The sequence below is a fragment of the Pseudooceanicola sp. NS-SX9 genome (assembly GCF_057380705.1).
Window position 1 is genome coordinate 2,093,113 of the sequence record NZ_CM170818.1, and the last position, 21,290, is coordinate 2,114,402.

A 21,290-nucleotide genomic window follows, 5' to 3' on the forward strand; every position below is an offset into this window, starting at 1 on the left:
GCTCTCTGGATGAATGGGGCGTACTTCAGCCCTGAGCAGACATTGACGTCAATGCCAGATGCTGCGGTGCATCGTCCTCAATGCGGACCTTGGATGATGGGAGAGAGTTCACGAATTAAAATCTCCCTCTTGGTCTCAAGGTGTTTGTGCACGGTTCGAAATCCAGGATCGCAAACGATCATCCAACCCAGTTTATGCCATCCTGAGTGATGCGAGCGACGCGCCACCCCTTTCCCCGCAGAATATCGATCTCGGCGTCGTTGAGGGAATCTGCCCGCATAGCGAGGCAAAGTAATCTGGCCGGTCTTGTCATTGCTACGTAATGGAGCCTCAAACGTTGCTTTACTCGATCAGGTCTACCGTTCCCACCTTGGGCTTGCCCTAGAAGCCATGGCTTTAACGCTTTCAAATGGTGTGCATAGTAAAATGTTTCCAAGACCAATGTAGCGGTATGCGTCTCTCCTTTGACCGAGTGAATGGAGCCAACGCGCACTTTTACAGCGGGGTCTTGTGTTGTGTCCCTAAGGACGTTGCTCCGTTTGTCTTTTGCCGCATCAACGGCCCCGATCTCGCTCCAGGCCAGGAATTCATTTGCCGCCGCAGGTGTCGCATCTGCTGCGCTCAGCACACGCCCCAATTCTTCGAAAAGCTGCTTGTACTCGGCGTCCCACCTATCCTGCACTGGAACTAGCCGTGAGACCGCGAATATTCGGACCAAGGACAAATACGCCTCCAGCGCGCCCTTATTGCCCTCCAGAAGTTCCATAACGTAGCGGTGGTTTCGTTTTCTTGTTCCGATGGCGGTCTCTGGCGACATCAGCCGCGCCAGCCTAAGAAGTCCTTGGGCGAGCTTTTCAACCAGATCGCTTGTTGCGCCAGACAACTCGGCAAGGCGGCGTCCTGCCGCCAAATACTGGATCAGAGTGTTCGGCTTTGGCTCTGCGCCCGATATCTCGGGATCGTACTCGGGCCAGTAGTGCCTTATTGAATAGGGTAGATTTTCGCCCTTGTGGGTCCGGTGAACGGCTCCCACGGCGGTGAAGTCGCCGCTACTTAGCTCAGCCGCTCCAAACTCCTGCCTGAGATAGGCGACATACTCATCGATGACGCGCTCGGCACTATCGTCATCGAGCAGAAAGATCGCGTGACGGCCCACGAGTTCTGGCTCTCCGCTGCGTCCAACGCCTCCTTGGCCAACCAAGCCATGAGGCGAGACGCCAAGGGGATTCGCGAGAGCCGCCACGCTATTTCCGAAGCGATAACTGTTCGGAAGCGTCCGCTTGATATCCTCGACGGGGAAGCTATCGGTCGCCGCTCCGTCCTGGCCTTCATAGGCATAGATCGCCTGATTCTGGTCACCAAATCTCTGGCGCGTTACGGGATGATCGCCCGCCATAAAGATGCGCTGGAGCAACCGGGATTGAGACTCGCTGTTGTCCTGCACTTCATCGATCAGAAGTAGCGGGAAACGCTGTCTTAGATGCCGCACAACCTCGGGATTCCGGTCAAGTAAATCGGAAGCCCAAACGAACATTTCGTCATGGCAGAACAGTCCAGCTTCAAAAGAGTCACGGCAGACCCTTTGCATATTTTGATAGGTTTGCGATGCTCTGCCAAGCACTCCGCCCTTTCCCCAAGGAATGTCACCAAGGTCGAAGTCGCAATCCCTGTAGCGCAGCCGATGAATACTCTCCCGCCTTTGTTCGAGAGATCGCCTCGTGACAAATGGAAGCCTCTTCCATCGCCAATTCAGGCAAATGTCATCGTCTACGGCCTCAATCGTAATGCCTTTTGATCTCAGCCAAGGCAGGGCGAGGTATTCGTTCACAAATCCATGAATCGTGCCCACATAGTGCGGATAGGAAAGCAGCCGTTGGCCTTCTGAGGTTGCTCCGAGTTTCTTTTCAATCTCGCGCCGCGCGGCATTGGTGTGGGAAAGGACGCAGATGCCACTCTCTACTGCGTTCCAATGTCGGGCGAGAATTGCCAGCTTTGCAACGAGCAACGTCGTCTTCCCGCTTCCAGGGCACGCTTCCACATCCAAGCTCGCGTTCTCGCGCAACACACCGAGGCGCGGGTCCGTTCCGTCCGCCCCAGAAAACGCCTTTTCAGGCAACCCGAGGACTTTGCAAGCCCACTGTACGTCTTGGGCGCTTACTTCCGGTAGTTCGATCACGCTGGGCCACCTGCAACTTCCCCGGCTTGCGCGGCTTGCGCGGCTTCCGCTTCATCACCGCCGTTTGGTGCTTCGCCACCACCGTATCCGGTGGCGTGGCGCACGGCCGCTGTGACGTAAGGCGGAAGAAGCCCCACGAGGGCTGCGGCATCGTGCACGCCCCTCGCAACCTTCCACTCCAGAATCTCTGAAAGATATTGGGCAGCGATTGGCTTTGATGCCTTCGGGGAATTCGTAAACAGGGAATAGACATGCGAAGCCAACTCTTCCGCGTTGCCGCACGCCGCCTGTTTTACCTTAAACTCTGCCTTGGCCGCCCGCGCGACACGGAAGATGTTCTCGTCCTTGTCGGGCTCGTTGATCTTATCATTATGCCGCGCAAGCGTTGCGGCAATCCATACATCTTCGGCCAACCCGTGACGGGCCAAGTCATACTCCAGCGTCCACTCATCGGAAACGAACGTCTCGACAAACTGGCCGCTGGCCTTCGCGCGGATCGCCTCGCGGCGCGTCTCCAACTCACCAGCCGCGAAGTCGTTTTTCATGCGCCACCTACGCTGGTTGAGGGCCGGGAATGGTTCCGTCTTCCCGACAATCACAGGGGCGCAATCCGGCATGACATCCATATCGGTGATGCAGGCGACAGGCACCTTTATTGCACCGTCGACCTCAGCATCCTTGCGCTGGAATATTCTGGCGAAGCGGCGTAGCCCGACTCCACCCACATTCACTATCGAAACGCCATGGGCCGATAAATCCATCCCAATCAACCGCGCAAGCGTTGGCAGCAGGATGTTCTCCGCATCGCCCTCCACAATCATGACGCCTCTTGCGAAGAAGAGGTTTGCCTTGGTCACGTCAAGGAACCGCTGCAAGAATCGGTAATCATCGGGACTTAGCTCCGTGTGCCCTCGTGCAAGCGTGAAAGCCTTGCCGCCATGAATGAGAACCAAGCTGTCCAAGGGGATCGCCGAGGCTAGGTTTGGGCTGTGCGTTGTCAGAATAATTTGAATTTCGTTCTCGCCATTCGCTCCCGATCCACCAGATTTTTCTGCCAAGAACTGCATCAGGCGAAGCTGCCTTTGCGGGTGAAGATGTGCCTCAGGTTCTTCAATGAGCAATAGCGGCAGTCCGACATCCTCCGAGCTAAGCAGCAAAAGCTCGCACGCCATGAAGAGCAGGTTGTTGGATCCAAGGCCCCGGTTAGCAGGAAGTTCCGGCGCAGCGCCGCTTCTAAGCTCAAGCTCGAGACGTTCGAGAAGCTGACGAAGCCTCGCGTCGGGGGCACCCTGTCTGCCCACGGATATTTGGCCTTCCAGGTCATTACCCGCAAAGGAAAGCGGCCTAAGATAGGTTTCGTTCAGGGTCTGCCGTGCTTGGCGAATTCCCTCATGCTCAACGATCAATGCACTCGAATAATCTCCGATCCCAAGCACGCTGAGGTCGGCCACATTCGGCGCGGGGTTGGCAGCAGGATCATAGTCTGCGCCTATGTCGGTGACCTGCCTCGTGCTCTTGAGAATCTCCGATAGCCTTGAACCGCGTCCCGCAGCCAGGGCGCGCTCGGCATCACGCAGGGGGCGCAAGTATGTGGAGCGCAGAAATTCCCGCGCCTCGACATCAAGTGCCGGGCCATCACCGTTTTTTCCCGTCCGAACCTCAGAAAAGACCATCCTGCGGCCACTGTGGACACCACTTTTGTCCTTGGTAGTCCAGTGGACGTATAACGCGACATCGGGCTCTCCGCCTTCATCCACATAGGTCAGGAACTCGGCGAACGCGCCTTGCTCTTTCAAGCTTAGGCCATCAAGCCGACAGCAAATCCGAATTTCCTTGCGTCTTTCGGCACCGCCGGCGGGCCAGTGAAAGTCGCTATCCTGAACGCGGTAGTATTCCTGATCGCGCGTTCCGAAGATGAATCGCAATGCATCGATCACAGCCGTCTTCCCTGCGTCGTTTTCGCCCAACAAGGCTGTCAGGCCGGGCGAGAGTGGAAGCACAAACTTATTTTCCCCTTCGCCAAAACAGCGAAAATTTTCAATCTCAATCTTGCTAATATACATAGTTGCGATGCGCTTTTCGCTTCAGGGTTAAGATCTATTAAAGGATAATGACTAGCGCTGAGTATCATGGCAACGCCATTTTCCTGACCTCCCAAGCGCGGGAAAGCAACGACCGCTTAGCCTCCTTCTTGACGGGCTTTGTACCTTGCAGCGATGGTCGGCTCTCTTGGTCGATTTTTGGGCAGCGTTCCTCCGGGATGAGTGGATGGCGGCTTTGGCTTAATGCTGCGGCCGCCATGCTGCTGCGCCGCAAGTCTGCTCTCCGCCCTTCCTGGGGAAGTCCAGTGTCACGCTGGCGCTCGCATGGAGGGCGAAGGGCCGGACGTCTTCCAAGCGCCAGACGCCCCCCTTGTGAAGGAGAAGGGCGGATAGCTGCCGTTCGCCGCAGTCAGCAGGAAAGTCTGTTAAGCGCAGGAAACTGCCGTCTGCGAATTTCACAATTCAATATCGCATGAAGGTCTAGCCAATTATACCCAAGGCTGAGTGGAGCATCGCGTGAACTCTAACCTTCGTGCTAGGATCTAGATAAGTAGTCGGAAGAGCTTTTTGTGTCTGGAAGAAGTACTGGTACGGAAGAGATGAGTCATATTTAACCCCGATCGCTCCAACCAGATGGAGGCGTTCAATTAGACAAGCTGCTAGGTCGAATGGTTCGACATTACGGCTAGTGGCATCTTCGACAAGCTTCCAAAGCTTATCCTTACTTCTTCTTTCTGAGGTTGGGAAGGAGTTGACCAATTCATCAAGGAGGGCTGATGTGCATAATTCTGCCATCGGAAAGCTCGCTCTTCTTCCTTTTAGGGTATTTATAAGTCCCTCGACTCCGAGAACAACGCTTTGCCACTCTTCTATCATGGCATTCAATCTGTTGGCTGAGTAGACTCTCTCAGCTTGGGTAAAGAGTTTCCGTGATACGGAAGTTCTTCCTTCCGAAGCTTCAAGGCAGAAATTGACGAAATTTATCACATCCCTTGGTCGCATCAAACTTCGCTCAAGTATTGCCGCGAGTGGGGTGCCGGTGTTGCTTACCTTTTCTGGAAAAATGTCCTCAAACGTGATGTTTTGGGTGCTATATTTTCTGCGGAATAGATAGTTTATTCTTTTATTTACCAAGGCTTTCAGAAGGTTGGCGTCCCATTTTAATCGAATAATGTAGTCTTCATACTTTTCGCTTTGGAAGCCAGAATCCCGCGTCTCTATAATAACTTTTTCAAGCAGATCGGATCTCAGAGAGACGATGGTCTTCAAGTCGGTGATTCTTCGGAGGCTTTTCAGGCTTTCAATCAGAGCTCTGATCATGGGGTACTTAATCGACTCGTCAATCCAGTTTTCATCAAGCTGATCAATGAGGATGTAGCTGACTTGTTGTTTGGCGTCATACTCAGCCAGTGTGTCTATTACTTTCGCCAGGTCTGTCAGGAGTTGTGGGGCAACAAATTTCCTAGCCACTCTCTGAAGCTGACTCTTCTTCTCCGCACTTAGACTCCTTGCATACCCAGCACGAGAATTAAACTTTTGTATTTCTCCGCCGAGCTCTAAGTTTATTTCGTTTTCCAGGTTTTGTGTTATCTCTCGGATATTTTCATCCATAGTGATCCAGAATTTGCTTTCCCAGTTCTTTAGATATGCGAGACCTCGCTCCTTCCTTTTGTCTGATGAAAAGTAACTCGTAATCTGAGAAAATACAAAACGAGATTTCTGCTCATCTTCAATTCGGAACTTGAGTCGAATGAACTCGATTAATATCACATGCTTCCAGAGCGCTTGGAAGAACATATCCAAGCTGACCCCAATGCTCACTAAGAACTGTATTACGTCACTATTTCCGAGATAGTCCAACGCCATCTCATCGAGTTGGATCAGGTTTGCGCTGTCTGCATCACGCTGAATCTTACGAATTAAAGCCGTTTTCCCAGCTCCTGTACTTCCTAAAAGTAGCATCTTGGGAGATGCTTTGTCCTTTAGTTCAGCAAGCGCCGCCGTGTCTACGAAGCAGTCAAATAGAAATTCTTCATCAGCCTCAGCAGGGCGTTGTTGCAGAACTCAGCCGGTGAAGGATTCACATCGGGAATCCATGCGGTTAGACGCGCTGCATGAGCAAGCCCAAGCCCGCCCGCTACCACACGACAAACTGGTCTACCTACAACGATGCGCTCAGGAAGCGCGGGTCACTGCTGATCTGGCTGAACAAGGAGATGGCCTGGCACGCGCCGCATGAGGGACGCCCAGGGCGCCCGCCAGTTTTCTCGGATGCCGCGATCCAGTTCTGCCTGTCGATCAAGGTGCTGTTCAAACTGCCGCTCAGACAGACAGCCGGGATGGTCGCGAGCCTCCTGCGGCTCGCAGGACTGGACTGGCCCATTCCCGACTACTCGACGCTGTGCCGTAGGCAGAAGACCCTCAAGGTGCAGATCCCCTATCGTCGTGCCGACGGGCCGCTGAATCTGCTGGTGGACAGCACCGGCATCAAGTTTCTTGGCGACGGCGAATGGCAGGCCCGCAAGCATGGTGTTCAGGGTCGTCGCCAATGGCGCAAGGTGCATCTGGCAATGGACACTACCACTTCGGATATCCGGGCCGTTGAGTTCACCCCCAGCCGGGAAGGCGACAGCCCCATCCTGCCAGACCTGTTGGGCCAGATCCCCGAGGACGAGGACATCGGCACCGTGACTGCGGATGGCGCCTACGATACCCGCCGATGTCACAGCGCCATCATCGCACGCGGCGGCTCGGCAATCATACCGATCCGAAGGAACGGTCGGGCTTGGAAAGAGGACTGCCCGGCTGCCAAGGCGCGCAACGAAACCCTGCGCGCCACACGTCACTACGGCCGGGCGTTCTGGAAACGGTGGACCGGATACCACGCTCGCAGCCGCGTGGAGGCCAAGATGCGCTGCATCAAGTCCTTCGGCGAGCGCATCGCTGCAAGGGACCCCGATCGCCAAACCGCCGAAATCCACATCCGCGTCGCTCTTATCAATCGCTTCAACGCGCTCGGCACCGCCGAGGTTGTTCGCGTGGCCTGAGCCTGAACGGGAAAGGGGCACTCACGTCTCAGGCCGCCTTTCTGCAACAACGCCTATTCGACCACGACATATTCTCCCGTAAATTTAGCGGCATTGGCAGCCACCAAAGCCTCGAAGCCCGGGGTTACTTTTGGATCCAGTGCCCAATCGGTTAAGGTCTGTAGCGCCCCCTTGGCTGCGATCTTTCGGCGGGTGTAGCTTGCCTGCTGTTTGCGGCCATGCTTCTCCCTAAGAGTTTCCTCATAAGCGGTTACCGCCTGCCACAACCGCCGTTCAATTGGGTCCTCATAGTCGTTGCCAGACAGCTCATAGATGCGAATGCGGCACGCATTTGCGATATCTTCTCTCTTCAAGCGAACTGCGTTCGCCAGTAACCTGCGAACGGCTTCCACATCTTTCATCTCATTGGGGTTTGGATCTTCGGCCACAGAGTGATCTCCCTTGAGTACCTGCTTGAACCTTGCCCGATAAGAAAGTTTAGCCCAAGAGAAACCTTGGATAAATGTGGATATCCACGCGCCTTCAGGGAGCCTCCAATTCCGAGGTCGTGGCTACCCAACCGTCGCTGACGAGTTGTGGCTGAAGGGTTGGTTCACACGGCAGGTATGCCCGAACCTGTCACTTTGCCGTATCAGATCACTTTTCACGAGGTTGGGAATGACTACTCCGGGGATGCTGGCTGGCGATAATCTCAAGCCGAGGAATGTCCGCCCTGAGCTGCGACCGGTCATCCGCTTTACCTGGCGCGAAGGTCCGTTCAGGGCCGGAAGTGCCTGATTAAGCGGGAAGCGTACGCCAAGCGTAAAGCCCTCTTCCTGCCAGCAGCAAACCCAGCAGCGCAGGACCTGAGCCCCATCGGGCCCAGGCCCTGCCGCCTCCAGCTACAGCAATCCCATCCGGATCTCCCGGTTGCTGAGGATCAGCTCCCGGGCCTCGGTCGCGCCGCCCTGGGCGACGGAGTAGGTCAACCCGACCTCCTCACACCGGAAGTCCGCGAACAGCGCGCGCACCTCGGGGCGGTCATTGATCGACAGGATGAAGGCACCCTTGATGCCGGCCAGGACCTCGGCCATCCGGGCGAACTGCGCGCGCGAGAACAGGTCGCGGCCATAGTCGCCCTCCCCGCCCCAATAGGGCGGATCGAGGTAGAACAGCGTCCCTGCCCCGTCATAGCGCGCGATCAGATCCGCCCAGTCGAGGTTTTCGAAGACCACCCCGTCGAGGCGCTCATGGGCCTCTTCCAGCAGCGTTTCCAGGCGCGCCAGGCTGAAGCGCGCCGGATGATCGCGCGAGACGCCGAACACCCCGCCCAGCTTGCCGCCGAAGGCCAGGCGCTGGAGGTAGAGGAAACGCGCGGCACGCTCCAGGTCGGTCAGCGTCGCGGGATCTGTGGCGCGCAGGCGCTCGAACTCCCGGCGCGAGGTGATCTGGAAGCGCATCACCTCCATCAGCTGGGGATAGTGGCGTTGCAGGATGCGGAAGAGATTGGTGATTTCTCCGTTGAGGTCATTGGCGACCTCGCATTTCGGGCGCCAGGCGCGGCGCAGGAAGACGCCGCCCATGCCGACGAAGGGCTCGGCATAGGTCTGGTGCGGGATCGCATCGATCCGCGCGATGATCCGGCGGTGCAGCGCCCGCTTTCCGCCAAGCCAGGGGGCCACGGGCGCCGCCGGCACCACCTTTTGCATTGTGTTCATGATAAGTTCCGGCCACAACGCCCGCACTCTCGCGAGAGTCGGGCGACGGGATCCGTCTGGGTCGTCGGTGCAGCCGGTCTGCAAACTGGGCTGCATGGTGGCGGTGCTGAGGCACCGCTGCCCCCGTCCGGGGGGAGAAGGGGCGCGCAGGCCCCTTCCCGGGGAGGAATCTACTTGATCCCCCATTTCGCGAAGACGCCGGCGCTGAGGCCGAGGGCTGCGACCAGGGCGCCGGCGAGGGTCGAGAGGTCGATGGTCAGCACGCCGTCGCCAAAGCCGATCCCCCAGCCGGGCAGCAGCGCCACCAGCGCGGTCAGCAGCGGCGAGAGCACGTAGAGGATCAGGCGGACATAGATATTGGTCATGGTTTGAGTCCTTTCTCGGGTTGGGATGGGTCAGGCGGCCAGCAGCGCGCCCCAGGTGGCTGGCCCGACGATACCGTCGGGCTTGAGACCATGGGCGGTCTGGAAGGCCTCCACGGCGGCCTCGGTGCGGCGCCCGAAGCGGCTGTCTGCTGCGCCCGCATCGAAGCCGGCGGCGGTGAGACGAGATTGCAGCTCGGGCACCGGGGCGCCGGTGGCCCCGCGGCGCAGGGTGCGGCGGGTGTCGGGCGCCAGGGCGGCCAGGTACTCGGAGGCCAGGGCCGCGATATCAGCAGCACGATCGGTGCCGTTGATCACGTGCCGCGCGCCCACGAAGTCGCAGCGGGTCGCCGAGACGTAATCAGTCAGCGCGTGGCCGGTGAACCAGCCTTCCATGCTGCCCTGCACCAGGATCTGCACCGCGGCTTCGGGCGCCAGCACCGTGTCGGGATCGCTGGTGAAGTCCTGGCCGAGCTTTTCCTCGGCGCCGGCGTAGTTGTAATCCCAGGTCAGCTGGACCAACCCGCGCCCATACCAGGGGTAATAGTCCTTGGACTTGCGGTAGGCCTCGGCGCGGGCCTCGCTCAGCCAGTAGGCCTCGCGCACGGGCTCGAGGCGGGCGGCGGTCTCCCAGGCGGCGGTGGCCAGGATATAAGCCGTCTGCGCGGGCGTGCATCCGTAAGCCTCGGCGGCAGCGCGGATCTCGACGGTCAGGCCGAGGGTCATCTCAGGCATGGGTTTCTCCAAAGAAAAAGGCCCCGCGAGAGCGAGGCCTGCATTAAAGGTTGGGTAAGCATGATGGGATATTCTGAATCTGAGGCCGGGTTCCCACATCCGCGTCGGAACATTGCGGCCCCTCAGCCGCAGGCCCGGCCTCACCTTCTCACAGCATCCCCCGCGACGTGCGCCGGCAAATCACCAGCAACAGCGTGCCCGCCAGGAGCGCCTTCGACAGGATGAAAAGCCATTCCGGCGGCACGCCCAGCTGGCGGACAATGGCGGTCAGCAGCACGCTGAATCCGAGCGCGGCATAGCCGGCGGCGATCCAGCGGCCCGGCGCGCGCACGCGGGCGTTCTGATGCGCCAGCCACCAGCAAGCGATGACGACCAGGGCCGAGGTCAGGTGGTTCAGGATCAGCAGCATGGTCAGCCCTCCACCCGTTTCAGCAGCGCCTTGCGCAGACCCCGCACCGCAGCGATGCCGCCCTCCCCCATAAGGAAGGCCGCCGCGCAGTAGGCCGACATCCCGGCGCTGAACATGCCGTCGATGATACTGCCCAGCAGCCAGCCCAGCGTCATCGCCGAGAACACCCCCGCCACGCCCTCCAGAACGCGGCGGCGCAGGCTGACCTCTGGCACGAACACCGCGCGCACATAGGCCCCCGCCACCCCCGACAGCAGCAGCGCGAAGAACTGTTCCGGCAGTGTCTCGCGCCAGGCGCGCAGCACCTCGGCCAGCCCGCCGATCACGGCGGGGTCTTTCGTTGGATCCGTCATCGCGCCCCTTACCAGCTGGTGGACCAGGCGCGGCGGTCCCAGGCATGGGACGTGCCGTCGCCGACATAGGTGTAGATGTAGCTGCCGTCATAAGCGCAATCGCCCGGCGCCCCGGCGACCGTCGCGCTGGCCGGGGCATCGACCCGCCGCATCACCGCATGGCCATCGACCGCCAGGCTGCCGAAGCTGTCCATCGCCAGCGGCACCTCGACCCCGGCGGGTGTCCGCATGACGAACTCCGCCCCGGATGAGAGCAAAATCATGCTGCCATCGCCCCGGTACCGGACGCCCGGGAAACGATTGCTGTCGGCATCCGACACCACGAACGTGACCCCCTTCAACCCAGATGCCTGGCACACGACCAACAGATTCCCGTCTTCCGTCGTCGCTACATAGGACCCCGCAGGCAGTGCGGTGTAATAGCCATCGGCATCCGTCGTGGCATCCACCCCGGTGCGCATCGCCATCGAGGGCGCGTTGCCATCACTGCCCCGCACGCCGATGCCATTGCTGTTCTGCACCCGCCACAGCCGTTCCAGCGCCGGAACCGAGGTGTTGCCACCAGATCCGCGCAGGTTATGGACCTCGACCATGAAGTCCGCCGTGTCGGACATATCGCAGTCCCCCCAGTAGCCGACGTTGATGATGACCTTGTGCGGATCATCCCCGCCGGACTTCACGCCGATGATGTTGTCGGGGTCGCTGTCGTCATAGTCCTGGATCAGCTTGAAGGGGAACTCGGGGTTCGGCTCCAGCTCGGGCGGCACGGCACCCTGGGCGCGCTGGATCTCGATCTCGCCCAGCATCGAACCGCCCCGCCCACCCAGCAGGTATTGCGTCGCATAGGGGCCCTCGGTGTCGATATCGGGATCGGGCCATTTCTCATTGGCAAAGATCTCGGCGCCCGAGATCCCGATGCCGGTGCTGATCACCCCCGCGTCGAGGAAGATCCCAATCGGCGTCGCGGTCGCGTCCTCGCCATTCTTCCAGGTCCCGAGCTGCCCGCCCTTCATCTCCAGGTGGTTGGTGGCGCTGCCCGCCCCGGGGTCCTTCACGATGCCGATGCCATCCATCAGGCTGCAGCCAAACGGCCGGATGCCCTGGGCACCGATATCGACCCGGGCGCCCTGGCTCTGGCAGCGGGTCAGATCGACCGGCCCGCCCGGGGCGAAACAGCGAAAGCCCGAGACCGGCCGGAACGCCGCACCCTCGGGCGTGCGCGCGATGAAGTGGCAGGACAGGAAGGTCGCCTCGTCATTGTTCTTCGCCAGCCAGGCCAGGTGGTCATAGGTGATCACCTTCAGATCTTCGAGAAGGTGTTCCGCCCCCGCGCCCGCCCTGGTGGTAAAGCTGGTGTCCAGGCAGCCGATCCCCGACATGCCGTCGGTATCGATGGTAAAATGCCGGAAGCAGCGGCGGATCAGGTCGTCGCCGTCATCGCTGAAGTCCAGCATGAAGTCGCCCAGGATGTCATTCGCAAAGGTGCCATCGACCCAGGCACCCGTGACCCAACGGGCCGAGGTCTTATCAGGCTTGATATAGGTGACCTTGGCCGCATTGCCGGTGATCGTCGTCAGGAAGCTGCGGTAGCCCTTGCCGATGGGCCCGGTGATCACCATCGTGCCGGGATCGAGATCGAGCGACACCGGATAGAGGTCCGGGCGACGGGCCGCGATCTCCAGCGCGAAATAGTCCCAGCTGTCGGTCTCCAGCAGCCAGGGGAAGGCGGCGGCAAAGGTCGCGCCCACCGGTTCGCTGACACCGCTATGCGTGGCGCCCAGCATGGCCGAGTTGTAGCATTGCGTCATCGGTCGCAGCTTCAGCCCGCCGCCGGTGACCAGCATGTAGCCGGGAAAATCCGGGTCATTGTCCGCGATGCCGATGGTGCCGAAGGCGCCCGCGTCCGTGCTCAGCACCAGATAGGCCCAGCCCCGTTCCCGGGTGCGCAGGATGGCCCCGGCCTGGGTGTTGGCATAGCTCAGCGTGGTGTCCGCGATCATCAGCTTCATGCTGTTGAACCAGGGCCCGTCATAAAGCGCCGCCTGATAGGCCGAGGCCGCAGCGCTGCTGGCGCTGTCGCCCGCCGCCGTCCGGTCCGCGGCCGCCGCCACCGCCGCCGCCAGCGCCTGCGCCAGCGCATCGGGCTGGGTCGAGGGGGCGTAGGAGGTGGCCAGCAGGTCCGCCAGGCTGAAGGGCCCGGCGCCCGCCAGCGCGATGGGCCCGACCGACAGGCCGCGCAGCTCTCCCCGCTCATCCCACCAGACGTAAGAGACGTCATAGGGCGTGCCGGCCGCGCCCGCGCCGGTGCGGAACAGCGTCACGTCGATGGCGCCCCCGGTGATCTCGGCCACGACGGGGCCATGCATCACCAGCGCCTCGCCCTCCTTGTCCCAAGCGCGCAGGGTAAAGACCACCTGCCCCGTGGTCGCCGCACGGCCATCGGGCAGCACGACGGGGCCGGTGATCCGGGTTTGCGATACAGCCATGACGGCCTCCGTTTACGAGATAAGGACCTGGACCGGCCCGGCGCGCGTCCCCGCCAGCCCCGAGCGGTTGATCGCCTCGGCCCAGTAATACTGTGCCCCGGCGCCGGGGCCGGGATCGGTATAGGCATCGGCGACGCTGGCGGTGCCGTATTCCACATGGATGGCCGAGGCATCGGCAAAGTCCGGCGTGGTGGCCGCGTCATAGCTGGCGCGCCAGATCCGGGTGGCGAAGTAATTGGCATCGTTCGGCGCCGTCCAGGACAGCGCCACGTCCGATCCATCCGCCACCGCATCGAAGCCCGACAGCGCCCCCGGCGCGGTGGTATTGGCGATGGCCGTCACCGCGACAGGTGTCTCGGGGAACCAGTCCCCGACGCGGCCCGCCCCGGTCTGGTTGCGCACCTGCGCCTGGTACTGCGCGCCATCCACCAGCCCCGTCGCCACCCAGCTCGTCTGGCCTTCGGTGAAGGTGTAGATCTGCCAGTCCACCCCGGCATCCGTGGACATGATCCGCACCTGCTGGTGCAGGCTGGCCTCGGCCGCGTCCCAGCTCCAGGTGATCGCCGCTGCGCCATTGCCCGTCAGCACCGCGCCCGCGAAGCCGGTCTGATCCGCCACGCTGTCATCGCTCTGGACCTCGGCATAGGCGGGCCGCTGCGGTTCCTCGGTGGCGGCATCGAAGGCAAAGTCAGCCTCGGTCACAGAGCGCGCCTCGATGTCGAAGGTCAGCCCGTCTTCGTTGATCTGCAGCTTGCCGATCTCGAAGACCGCATCCAGCTCCAGCTCCGGGTGCACCACGCGGAAGACCCGCTGGCCGATCAGCTCGAAGCCAATCAGCTTGATGGTGCCGCTCAGCGACCATTGCGCATGCTCGACCAGGGCGCGGCGCTTGTTGATCCGGCTGGCCTGGTTGTGCGAGGTGATCGGGTAAACCTGCAGCTCCGAGGCCACGCGCGGCACGGTCTCGTCCTGCACCCAAACGCCCGAGGGTGTCTCCTGGTAGCGGTTCAGCGGCTCGACATACTTGACCGTATATTGGCTGTTGGCGCCCAGATCCTCGCCCATATCCAGCGTCAGGCTCAGGAAATCGCCCGCCTGCAGCGTCACCTCCGGCTCCAGCCAGCGCCCGACCCTGAAGCCCACCTTGCCATCGGGCCGCTCATAGACAAAGCAATCGCCCGCCGCGATGAACTCGGCGCAGATGTCATCCCAGGCGGCATCGTCGGTATAGCTGCGGCTGAAGGTCCATTTGCGCTGCGTGGTGCCTTCGGCGTTGGTCACCAGGACGTCGCAGGCCTCGGCTTCCTCGGCCACCTCGTCCCAATCCACCCCGGCGCCCAGGTAATGGACGATCTCATGGGCAAGGCAGAGCGCGAGGTTGTCCGTCCATCCGGTGGCGTCCGTTCGCGGATCGAGGATCTGGTCGTTCATCTTCCAGACCGGCGCATAGGCCCAGATGTCGCCATCGGGATAGACCGTCGTCAGATCCGACACCTTCACCCGCCGGGCCCAGAGATGCGCGCCGGAAAGCTGCGCAAAGTCGAAGGCGTCGGTGATCTCCGGGAAAGCCCCCATCAGCACCGCATCGGCTCCCTGCCCGGCCTGGCCGGTGAAGGGGCGGATATTGCCATAGCCCGCCATGGCGTCGGTGGTGACATTGCCCTCGGCGTCGATCTCGACCTCGCGGTCCGAGAGGTACTGCGTCACCGGCCCCGCCGTGGAATGCGCCGCGACCAGGATGGTGTAATGCCGCCGGTTGTCCTTGAACCCGGTGTAACCAAAGACCCCGCCCGCCCGTACGGTACCGTAGCCCCGCTGCATGTAGCTGATCGGCTGGGCATAGTTCTGCAGGGTGCTGGCATAGGGGTTGCTGGTCTTCGAGGTCAGCTTGCCCGCCACATAGGCCAGCCCCTGGGCCAGCAGCGCCTGGCCGAGGAAGTTCGTCGTCGCCACCGCCGCCGTCGCCAGCGCCGCGCTGCCGATGTACCCGGCATAGAGCGTCGCCGCGCTGGACGCCGCATAGGCCAGGGCCACGAAGCCCGTCACCGGATCCGCGCGGACGGGCAGCGCAGTGCTGCTCAGAAGGGCGGCCAGCAGCAGCCCCTTACGGATCGACATAGTGCATCCTCCAGGCCGCAAGGACCTCGACCAGCGCCGCGTCGCGGGTGTGTACCCCGCCGCCGCGCGCCCCTTCCGTCTTCATCGCCCAGGCGGCGCCGAGGCAAATCCCGCCGACCGAGACCGCCCGCCCCGCATCGACAAAGCGCAGCACCGCGATGTCGCCCTTCTGCGGCGCATCGGTGCGCGCCAGCCCGCCGCGCCGTTCCGCGACATGCGCCACCACCGCCACGGGATCAGAGAAGAACCGCGTCGCGCGCTGGCAGGTCGGCGCGCTGTCATAGCTGAACCGCAGCTCTTCGGCGGGGTCGTATCCGTGGCGGTCCGCGAACCAGTCGGCCAGCATCAGCATGCAGTCCGATCCGCCGCCGAAGCCGCCCCAGACGAAGGGCACCGACATCTGCCGGTGCAGGAAACGGTAAAGTGGTGTCATGTCATCCCCAGATCTTCTCGTCCCGCCGGTTGTCGGTCGGGATGTAGGTCAGGCTCGGATTGGCCGCGCCCAGCAGCTGGCCGTGGTCGGTGGTGTTGTAGATCCGGCGCCGGGCGCCCTTGCGGAACTCGAACGGGCCCTCGAAGCTCAGGCTGATCGCGCGGTCCTGGGCGCCCGAGGCGGTGAGGCTGATCTTGCGCATTATCCGCGTCGCATAGAGGCAGGGGGCAAAGACCGGGGCATACATCTCCTCCAGGGTCGCGAAGGGCTGGATCCAGAAGGTGATCGCGCGGCCCGCCACGTAATCGGGGCCAAGCGCGCGGACCTGCGCCCCCAGGTCCGGCGCATCCGGGTCCTGCAGGAACGACAGCGTGACCGACCCGCTGGGCGCGGTGCCGTTCAGCGACATCTCGGTATCGCCCGCGGTGATCAGCGTGGAGCCGACCCAAGGCTTGCCTGTCACGTCGGTAAACCTCCCCTCGGTGCCGACGATAAAGCCGAAGTCGCCATCGGGCGTGCTGAGATTGGCCAGCCGCAGCACCCGGGCGGTCGGCGCGCGGGGATCGAACCCCGCCGGAAAGAAGCTCATGACGGCCTCGGATGTTGGAATGAAAGGGGCGGCCACGCATGGCCGCCCCAAGGCTCTGGACAGGCCCAGATCCGCGCCCCACCATCAGGTCACCACAACCATTTGATGAAAGGGATTCGATATGGCCAAAGGCCCCCAGGAAATGCTCCTGATTGAAGTGACAGCGGGCCTCGCTCAGCTCGCGCAGATTGTCCGCGAAGATGCTTCTGAGGAAAACAAAGAGGCAATCACCAAGATGATTGCCAGGCTTCAGTCGAAGCTCGACCCCCTAACCAGCGGCATCGCTGCTCTGGAGGAAGAAGCCTAAGCGCTCTCAGGCACTTGCACGGCAGTGAACAGCCGGGCGAACGCCTCTTCATCCAGCGTGACGCTGAGGCGCAGCGCTTCGCCGCCGCCCTGCCATTCCGCCTGAACGCGGAACAGTCCCGCCAAGCGGCCCGGCAATTCGTCCGGGCCGCAACCTGCCTTCATAAGCTGGGCGGCGCCCGCGTTGAGGAGCGGCATCAGGATCGGATCACTGGCCGAGATCTTGGGCAATTGCACCATCACAGGTTTTGTCATGAGGTCCTCCGAGAGAGTTTGAACACTGTCTTGACCGGGCGCTCACCGCCCGATCCATTCCCTGAAGTCGAGATCCACCGAGGCCACGCCACTGGTATCGTAAGCGGGGTTGCCCATCGTGTCCGAGGTCCCGAGGAACACCCCCGAGGCCGCCAGATCGATGGCCGCGCCCGCCGGGATGGCGGTGCGCAGCATCTTGACCTGCAGCGTCACCGCCGCCCCCGCGCCCGCGCGTCCCGTCACCACGAAGGGCCAGTCGTCGTAGCTCAGGAACGCCCCCACCCGCACCGGCTGGCCCGCGACCGCCTCGTTCACGATGATCGAGGTCGCCCCGGCGGCCACGGCGGTCGTGCAGGTGACCACCGGCTTGTGGGGCCGGTAGATCCCGCGCTGCCAGGCCTGCAGATCTGCCCGCCAGTCCCGCGCCTGGGGCCGGAGCGAGACCGGATCGACCATCGGCACCCGGTAGGCATTGACCCGCCCCTCGGCCTGGGCGCGGATCGCCCGCCAGACCCCGATCATCGGCCCCGGCAGGATGATCCTCGGCGCGCCCACCCAGCGGGGAAAGGCGTTGTAGACCACCTGTTCGCCCCCGGCGGTATCCCCGCCCGCCGACTGGCCGCGCCAGTCGATGTCCCAGTCGACCAGGCTTGCCCGCAGCAGGAAGCGCGGGAGGTCGATGATGGCGCGGCTCATACGGTGGTCCCCCTGGCGTCATAGCTGCGCGACGCCCGATCGAGCGATCGGGCGCTGCGCTTGGCATAGGCCCCGGAGACCTGCCCCGAGGTCTGCGCGACCCGCACGTCGAAGTAGGGCGAGGCCTCGACGTGGATCGCGGTCTGCCCCGCCCCCTGCCGCGCCGCCCCGTCCGCCATCCGCTTCGAGATGTCGTTCGGGATGATCTGCGTGCCCGAGGGCAGGTTCAGGATCTCGCCGCCGCGTTCGTTGACCGTGGTCCAGCCGCCGGCGAAGTTGGTCGTCCCGTTGGCATGGGCGCCGACCAGCGTCTTGAACAGGCTGCCGATCCCGCTGGTCAGGTTGCTGCCGCTGGCCGCGGACCAAAGGCTGTCGAAGGCCTTGTTGGCAAAGAACGTGGCCGCGCTGGCCAGCAGGTTCGACAGGACCGACGTGAAGCTCTGCGCCCCGGTGACCAGGCTGGCGAAGGCGTTGCGCCCGGCCTCCCTCACGCTGTCGGTCGCGGATTTGAGCTGCTGCATCCGGGTGATCGCCTCGGCCAGGCCCGCGATCTGCTGCCCCGTGGCCGAGGTGGCCGCGACGCCCGCCGCCTGCAGCTTCTGCCAGGCCAGGGTCTGGGCATCGGTCAGCCCGGCGGTCGCCCGCAGCTCGGCCAGCTGATCCTTCAGGCCCTTCAGCACCTTGGCGGCGCCCCCGGCGGCCTGCGCCCCCGCCGCGGCGCCTGCGGTGCCCGCGGTCTGGAAGGTCGTGTTCAACTGCCCGGCCGCATCGGTCGTGGCATCGACCTCATCGCGTCCGCCGGCCATGGCCGTCTTCAGCTTCTCCCAGGAGGCCAGCGGCGCCCTGGCCAGCGCCCCCATGGCCCCCGCCGCGATCTGCGCATGACCCGCCGCCGCGCGCGCCGCCTCTGCCGCGCCGGTGATCCCCGAGGTGTCGATCCCGGGGATCGTGTCGATGTTGAAGCCGTCGAGGAAGGCGCCCTTCGCCGCCGCCCCGGCCTGCGCCAGCGCGCCAGCATGGGGGTTGGCGATCCCGCCCAGCTCGACCTTGCCGACCAGCCCGATCGAGAAGCGCTGCTTCAGGCCCTCGGGGATCTTGTCGTTCACCGATCCGATGAAGCTGTTGATCCGCTCCACCGTGCCGTTCAGCAGCGCCTCGATACCGCCGAGGATGGCATTCGCCGCGCTGTAGGCCAGCGATCCCAGCACCGCCGGAAGCCCGCCCCAGAGCGCCTTGATGGCCGCGAAGGCGCCGCGCCACAGCCCGATGTAACGGTTTGTCACCGTGACAGCGCCGTTCATGACGCCCGTTAACGCCGCAAGGCCGGCGGCCTTGATGCCGAGCCAGACCGCCTTCAGCCCCGAGAGCAGCCCCTGCCCGGCCAGCCCGATCCGCCCCAGGGCCTCGGCACCAACATCCTTCAGCAGCGCCAGCGCGGCGCCCAGGCTGCCGCTGGCCTGCACCAGGCGGAAGAACCGCAGGGCCAGCTCTCCGGCCAGCACCAGCGCGAGGCCGAAGCCCGAGGCCAGCAGCCCGGCCTTCAGCCGGCTGAGCGACAGGCTCAGCGCCAGGGAGGCGACGCGCGCCGCCACGAAGGCGCCGACCAGGTAGGTCCCGACCCCGACCGTCACCGCCCCCGCATAGGCCACGATCCGGTCGAGGTTGCCGGCCAGCGCGGTGATCACCCGCGTCAGCACCCCGCCCTGCCCGCTGCCCCGCGCCAGCAGATCGGCGAACATCTGCAACGAGGGCAGCGCCGCCGTGGCGATGCGGTTGCGCATCCCGGTCAGCGACATCTGGATCTCGGAGAGCGCCTTGCGGGTGTTTTGCATCGCCCCGACGGTCCTGTCGTCCAGCACCGCGCCCACCGCCTCGGCCCGATCCCCCAGCCGCGCCATCTCGGCGCCGTCCTCCTGCAACAGCGGCACAAGTCTGGTGGATTCCGAGGCCATGGCCTCCATGAAGAAGGTCATCTGCTGCTGGTTGACCCCGGCCTTTTGCAGGCTGGAGACGTAGAGCTGCAGCGCCTCGGGGCCCGAGAGGCGGCGGAACTGGTCCGCCGTCACCCCGACCTTGGGGGCGATCTGCTGGAAGAAGTCCGCCATCGGCCCGCCGCCGGTGGTCAGGAAGTCGCCCACCCGGTCGTTCACATCCTTCAGGATGTCGGCCAGCTGGTCCTGCTCCATCCCGACGGTGCCGGCGGCGGCGGCCCACTTCTGGAACACCGCCGGGCTGGCATTGGCGACCTGCGCCAGCCGCGAGACCTCGCTCGCCGCCGCCACCGTCGCCGAGGTGATCCCGCCGATGGAGCCGATGGCGCCGGCCATCCCCGCCGCGATCTTCAGCGACACGCCGATCAACTCGCGCGAGAAGCCGTTGGTCTTGCCGCGCACCTCCTCGAGGGCGCGTTTGAAGCCCGAGGCATCCAGTCCGAGGACCGCCTGCATCCGGCCTACGAGGTGTCCAGCCATTGCGACCAGCTCCGTTTTTGAAGGGTTGCCGAGAGGGCGCGCAGCCGGGCGCGCTGTTCCGCCGCGACCTCTGCGGGATCCCGGGGATGGGCCTCGGCCAGAAGCTCGTGCAGCGGCACGATCTTGTCGGCGCGGCCCAGCATGGCGGTCAGCCAGGCCTGTTCGATCAGGCGCTGGCGCTCTTCGCGGCGGCGCTGCGCAAGCGCCTCTATCTGCAAGGCAAAGCTGCGCGGGGTCTGGCGCCCGAAGGTCTCGGGGGCAAAGCCCGCCAGCACCCAGGCACGCTGCAGATCGCTCAGCCCGAGGGGCGGCGCTTGCGGCGCTTGGGCTTTCCCGGCGGGACCTTCGGGCGGTCCTGCGACGGCTCCGGCATGGCGACCCCGAGGGCCTGCATCATCGCCTCGGGCGCTTCGCCCAGGATCTGGCCGGCCTCGCGCAGCGTGACCTCGGGGTGATGCTGCACCAGCCCGGCCCAGACCATCATGCGCATGTCCGCAAGGCTCAGCGCCTCCGGGTCCGTCTCGATCTCCGCCAGGAAGGCCGCGGCCTTGCGCCCCGAGTGCTGCTCGAAGTCCGCCAGGGCGTTGAAGTCGAAGCACAGGGTCCAGCTGCGGCCCAGGGCGTCGAAGCTATGGTCGCCGTTCATCTTGCTCATGCGCTGGCCGCCGGGTCGGTGGCTTCGCCCGAGACGAGGCCGTTGATGCGGAAGACCACCGTGGCGGTCGATTTGCCCTGCACCGGCGCCGAGCGCCCGTAGGATTTGACGAAGCCCGCGTAGACCTCGGGGGTCGTCGCGCCGGCGGCGGTCACCTCGACCTGGATCAGCTCGCCCACCGCGCGCAGGTAGCGCAGCAGCATGTCCTGGGGGCTTTCCGGGATGTAGTCGAGCGGCGCCGAGAGGGTGCCGTTGTCCAGCAGCCCGGGGATGTATTCCTTGCTGCGGTTCGGCGAGGAATGCGAGGTCACATCGACCTCGTCGGCCTCCCCGTCCGGCAGGTCGAAGTCGCCGATCCCCGCCAGTTCGGTCCAGCTCGGCGTGGCGCCGCGCCCGACCCGGATCCTGGCGCCGTAGCCAAGACCAACGCCCGTGGTACTCATGTCATTCTCCGTTCTCT

21 protein-coding genes are annotated in these 21,290 nt (G+C 63.4%); 2 read left to right on the forward strand and 19 right to left on the reverse strand.

Features of this window, described 5'->3' with window-relative positions; genetic code table 11:
* Positions 1 to 178 precede the first annotated feature (178 nt).
* From AC2ITM_RS09985 to AC2ITM_RS09995, 3 genes are all read right to left on the reverse strand, one after another.
* Positions 179 to 2,176 (reverse strand): UvrD-helicase domain-containing protein, encoded by a 1,998-nt coding sequence (locus AC2ITM_RS09985; protein WP_486466503.1) that lies wholly within the window; start codon positions 2,174 to 2,176, stop codon positions 179 to 181.
* Positions 2,173 to 4,239 (reverse strand): ATP-dependent nuclease, encoded by a 2,067-nt coding sequence (locus AC2ITM_RS09990; protein ID WP_486466504.1) that lies wholly within the window; start codon positions 4,237 to 4,239, stop codon positions 2,173 to 2,175. Before AC2ITM_RS09990 ends, AC2ITM_RS09985 begins: the two co-directional genes overlap by 4 nt.
* A gap of 459 nt (positions 4,240 to 4,698) precedes the next feature.
* Positions 4,699 to 6,279 (reverse strand): P-loop ATPase, Sll1717 family, encoded by a 1,581-nt coding sequence (locus tag AC2ITM_RS09995; protein ID WP_486469415.1) that lies wholly within the window; start codon positions 6,277 to 6,279, stop codon positions 4,699 to 4,701.
* Between the two features lie 53 nt (positions 6,280 to 6,332).
* Here AC2ITM_RS09995 and AC2ITM_RS10000 point away from each other — a divergent pair, with 53 nt between their 5' ends.
* Complete coding sequence (locus AC2ITM_RS10000; RefSeq protein WP_486466497.1) at positions 6,333 to 7,265, forward strand: IS5 family transposase; 933 nt, start codon at positions 6,333 to 6,335, stop codon at positions 7,263 to 7,265.
* Between the two features lie 53 nt (positions 7,266 to 7,318).
* On the opposite strand, the gene AC2ITM_RS10005 is transcribed toward AC2ITM_RS10000, so the two are convergent.
* From AC2ITM_RS10005 to AC2ITM_RS10050, 10 genes are all read right to left on the reverse strand, one after another.
* A complete protein-coding gene (locus AC2ITM_RS10005; RefSeq protein WP_486466505.1) occupies positions 7,319 to 7,693 on the reverse strand; it encodes a hypothetical protein in 375 nt (124 codons plus the stop codon).
* Between the two features lie 453 nt (positions 7,694 to 8,146).
* A complete protein-coding gene (locus tag AC2ITM_RS10010; protein WP_486469416.1) occupies positions 8,147 to 8,953 on the reverse strand; it encodes a DNA adenine methylase in 807 nt (268 codons plus the stop codon).
* A gap of 179 nt (positions 8,954 to 9,132) precedes the next feature.
* Complete coding sequence (locus AC2ITM_RS10015; protein WP_160897290.1) at positions 9,133 to 9,327, reverse strand: hypothetical protein; 195 nt, start codon at positions 9,325 to 9,327, stop codon at positions 9,133 to 9,135.
* Between the two features lie 30 nt (positions 9,328 to 9,357).
* A complete protein-coding gene (locus AC2ITM_RS10020; RefSeq protein WP_486466506.1) occupies positions 9,358 to 10,059 on the reverse strand; it encodes a peptidoglycan-binding protein in 702 nt (233 codons plus the stop codon).
* A 148-nt stretch (positions 10,060 to 10,207) separates the two neighbouring features.
* Positions 10,208 to 10,468 carry a hypothetical protein gene (locus AC2ITM_RS10025; protein ID WP_486466507.1) on the reverse strand — a complete coding sequence of 87 codons (261 nt, stop codon included), beginning with the start codon at positions 10,466 to 10,468 and terminating at the stop codon, positions 10,208 to 10,210.
* Between the two features lie 2 nt (positions 10,469 to 10,470).
* Positions 10,471 to 10,821: a hypothetical protein gene (locus AC2ITM_RS10030; RefSeq protein WP_486466508.1), complete on the reverse strand. Its 351-nt coding sequence runs from the start codon at positions 10,819 to 10,821 to the stop codon at positions 10,471 to 10,473.
* Positions 10,822 to 10,829: 8 nt separating this feature from the next.
* Positions 10,830 to 13,307 (reverse strand): hypothetical protein, encoded by a 2,478-nt coding sequence (locus tag AC2ITM_RS10035; protein ID WP_486466509.1) that lies wholly within the window; start codon positions 13,305 to 13,307, stop codon positions 10,830 to 10,832.
* Between the two features lie 12 nt (positions 13,308 to 13,319).
* Positions 13,320 to 15,425 (reverse strand): phage tail protein, encoded by a 2,106-nt coding sequence (locus AC2ITM_RS10040; protein ID WP_486466510.1) that lies wholly within the window; start codon positions 15,423 to 15,425, stop codon positions 13,320 to 13,322.
* Positions 15,412 to 15,858 (reverse strand): DUF6950 family protein, encoded by a 447-nt coding sequence (locus AC2ITM_RS10045; protein WP_486466511.1) that lies wholly within the window; start codon positions 15,856 to 15,858, stop codon positions 15,412 to 15,414. The genes AC2ITM_RS10040 and AC2ITM_RS10045 overlap by 14 nt, the downstream gene beginning before the upstream one ends.
* A gap of 1 nt (position 15,859) precedes the next feature.
* The gene (locus AC2ITM_RS10050; protein WP_486466512.1) at positions 15,860 to 16,447 is read right to left on the reverse strand and encodes a hypothetical protein; all 588 of its coding nucleotides are present in this window, start codon (positions 16,445 to 16,447) and stop codon (positions 15,860 to 15,862) included.
* 121 nt (positions 16,448 to 16,568) lie between these two features.
* Here AC2ITM_RS10050 and AC2ITM_RS10055 point away from each other — a divergent pair, with 121 nt between their 5' ends.
* Entirely contained in the window at positions 16,569 to 16,754 is a 186-nt protein-coding gene (locus AC2ITM_RS10055; protein WP_486466513.1) for a hypothetical protein, read from the forward strand.
* Here AC2ITM_RS10055 and AC2ITM_RS10060 read toward each other — a convergent pair.
* From AC2ITM_RS10060 to AC2ITM_RS10085, 6 genes are read right to left on the reverse strand one after another with little or no spacing between them, the layout of a single operon-like run.
* Positions 16,751 to 17,008 carry a hypothetical protein gene (locus AC2ITM_RS10060; RefSeq protein WP_486466514.1) on the reverse strand — a complete coding sequence of 86 codons (258 nt, stop codon included), beginning with the start codon at positions 17,006 to 17,008 and terminating at the stop codon, positions 16,751 to 16,753. The two genes, AC2ITM_RS10055 and AC2ITM_RS10060, sit on opposite strands and share 4 nt — an antisense overlap.
* Before the next feature lie 42 nt (positions 17,009 to 17,050).
* Complete coding sequence (locus AC2ITM_RS10065) at positions 17,051 to 17,704, reverse strand: hypothetical protein (protein ID WP_486466515.1); 654 nt, start codon at positions 17,702 to 17,704, stop codon at positions 17,051 to 17,053.
* Complete coding sequence (locus tag AC2ITM_RS10070; protein ID WP_486466516.1) at positions 17,701 to 20,175, reverse strand: phage tail tape measure protein; 2,475 nt, start codon at positions 20,173 to 20,175, stop codon at positions 17,701 to 17,703. The genes AC2ITM_RS10065 and AC2ITM_RS10070 overlap by 4 nt, the downstream gene beginning before the upstream one ends.
* On the reverse strand, positions 20,157 to 20,450 hold the full coding sequence (locus AC2ITM_RS10075; RefSeq protein ID WP_486466517.1) for a hypothetical protein: 294 nt from the start codon (positions 20,448 to 20,450) through the stop codon (positions 20,157 to 20,159). Before AC2ITM_RS10075 ends, AC2ITM_RS10070 begins: the two co-directional genes overlap by 19 nt.
* A 20-nt stretch (positions 20,451 to 20,470) precedes the next feature.
* Positions 20,471 to 20,830, reverse strand: a complete 360-nt coding sequence (locus tag AC2ITM_RS10080) for a hypothetical protein (protein WP_486466518.1) — start codon at positions 20,828 to 20,830, stop codon at positions 20,471 to 20,473.
* Positions 20,827 to 21,273 carry a phage tail tube protein gene (locus tag AC2ITM_RS10085; protein WP_486466519.1) on the reverse strand — a complete coding sequence of 149 codons (447 nt, stop codon included), beginning with the start codon at positions 21,271 to 21,273 and terminating at the stop codon, positions 20,827 to 20,829. The genes AC2ITM_RS10080 and AC2ITM_RS10085 overlap by 4 nt, the downstream gene beginning before the upstream one ends.
* Positions 21,274 to 21,290: the final 17 nt, after the last annotated feature.

What these genes read in the sequence shown, in the direction of transcription:
- AC2ITM_RS10070 (WP_486466516.1), bottom strand. Translation starts at nt 20,175, where the DNA reads ATGGCTGGACACCTCGTAGGCCGGATGCAGGCGGTCCTCGGACTGGAT.
- AC2ITM_RS10035 (WP_486466509.1), bottom strand. Translation starts at nt 13,307, where the DNA reads ATGGCTGTATCGCAAACCCGGATCACCGGCCCCGTCGTGCTGCCCGAT.
- AC2ITM_RS10085 (WP_486466519.1), bottom strand. Translation starts at nt 21,273, where the DNA reads ATGAGTACCACGGGCGTTGGTCTTGGCTACGGCGCCAGGATCCGGGTC.
- AC2ITM_RS10025 (WP_486466507.1), bottom strand. Translation starts at nt 10,468, where the DNA reads ATGCTGCTGATCCTGAACCACCTGACCTCGGCCCTGGTCGTCATCGCT.
- AC2ITM_RS10010 (WP_486469416.1), bottom strand. Translation starts at nt 8,953, where the DNA reads ATGCAAAAGGTGGTGCCGGCGGCGCCCGTGGCCCCCTGGCTTGGCGGA.
- AC2ITM_RS10055 (WP_486466513.1), top strand. Translation starts at nt 16,569, where the DNA reads ATGGCCAAAGGCCCCCAGGAAATGCTCCTGATTGAAGTGACAGCGGGC.
- AC2ITM_RS10040 (WP_486466510.1), bottom strand. Translation starts at nt 15,425, where the DNA reads ATGTCGATCCGTAAGGGGCTGCTGCTGGCCGCCCTTCTGAGCAGCACT.
- AC2ITM_RS10080 (WP_486466518.1), bottom strand. Translation starts at nt 20,830, where the DNA reads ATGAGCAAGATGAACGGCGACCATAGCTTCGACGCCCTGGGCCGCAGC.
- AC2ITM_RS10000 (WP_486466497.1), top strand. Translation starts at nt 6,333, where the DNA reads ATGAGCAAGCCCAAGCCCGCCCGCTACCACACGACAAACTGGTCTACC.
- AC2ITM_RS10020 (WP_486466506.1), bottom strand. Translation starts at nt 10,059, where the DNA reads ATGCCTGAGATGACCCTCGGCCTGACCGTCGAGATCCGCGCTGCCGCC.
- AC2ITM_RS10015 (WP_160897290.1), bottom strand. Translation starts at nt 9,327, where the DNA reads ATGACCAATATCTATGTCCGCCTGATCCTCTACGTGCTCTCGCCGCTG.
- AC2ITM_RS09990 (WP_486466504.1), bottom strand. Translation starts at nt 4,239, where the DNA reads ATGTATATTAGCAAGATTGAGATTGAAAATTTTCGCTGTTTTGGCGAA.
- AC2ITM_RS10045 (WP_486466511.1), bottom strand. Translation starts at nt 15,858, where the DNA reads ATGACACCACTTTACCGTTTCCTGCACCGGCAGATGTCGGTGCCCTTC.
- AC2ITM_RS10065 (WP_486466515.1), bottom strand. Translation starts at nt 17,704, where the DNA reads ATGAGCCGCGCCATCATCGACCTCCCGCGCTTCCTGCTGCGGGCAAGC.
- AC2ITM_RS10050 (WP_486466512.1), bottom strand. Translation starts at nt 16,447, where the DNA reads ATGAGCTTCTTTCCGGCGGGGTTCGATCCCCGCGCGCCGACCGCCCGG.
- AC2ITM_RS10030 (WP_486466508.1), bottom strand. Translation starts at nt 10,821, where the DNA reads ATGACGGATCCAACGAAAGACCCCGCCGTGATCGGCGGGCTGGCCGAG.
- AC2ITM_RS10060 (WP_486466514.1), bottom strand. Translation starts at nt 17,008, where the DNA reads ATGACAAAACCTGTGATGGTGCAATTGCCCAAGATCTCGGCCAGTGAT.